This window comes from Clostridium sp. C105KSO13 (assembly GCF_001517425.1).
Lineage (GTDB): Bacteria > Bacillota > Clostridia > Lachnospirales > Lachnospiraceae > Muricomes.
Window position 1 is genome coordinate 1 of sequence record NZ_FBWL01000072.1, and the last position, 753, is coordinate 753.

The 753-nt window shown below is 41.7% G+C and carries 1 protein-coding gene; it reads right to left on the reverse strand.

The genetic code is table 11. The annotated features are described in order from the left end of the window. A partial coding sequence (locus BN3456_RS15505; RefSeq protein ID WP_141654472.1) for a transposase occupies window positions 1-753 on the reverse strand: 753 nt, incomplete at both ends.

The following is a 753-nucleotide window of genomic DNA, read 5'->3' on the forward strand; positions in this document are numbered from 1 at the left end:
ACATCTTCTTTTGATTCAATTTTTTTATTGGTGGCAAGCATCATTGGATGTTCGGTGATGCCATAAACCAGCACAAGATAAATATCTTTTCTTGATGCAGTAATCTGTACCTTCACATGGGAGAGGTATGCATCATGGTCTTTTCCTTTGTAGAAAACACTGGTTTTCACCTTGCCTTTACGGCGGTTGCGAAGCTGGGTCGCAGGAGTCCATTTGTTATGGTAAAAAAGCTTGCGGTTGGACTTAAGGCGGATGACGTAATCCTGTCCAAGGTCATCAAGCTTAAGAAACATCTTGTTGTCGTCATAACCACGATCCATGGCAAAGGTTGCTTTTCCAAAGAGAGCAGCACTCTGCTGGATTGCATCAAAAGTAATGGTATTTGTGGATTTATAACCTTTTTCAGAAGAGGAATGGATTCTGGAAAAGATACTGACTGGATGATTACTTTTTGTAAGGACGCAGGCTTCTGTGACATGATACCCTTTCCTGTAAACATTTTTAGTGGATGTGCTTTCGGAACCATCCCGAACAATGCCAAGAGCTTCAAATTTATAACCATCTGGTTTTACAACGTCACTGTCATCAATGTGAATAACCGGTTCCGCCGGAACCCATTTTTTAATCGCATGAAGATAGGATACAGCTGCCTTTGCAGGAACTCCTTTGTCAAGATGTCTGGAAAGGCGGTCAACAATATTTATCTTCTTAGAATCCTCGTGGAGTTGGTCAACGACATCTGTTAGCAGACAG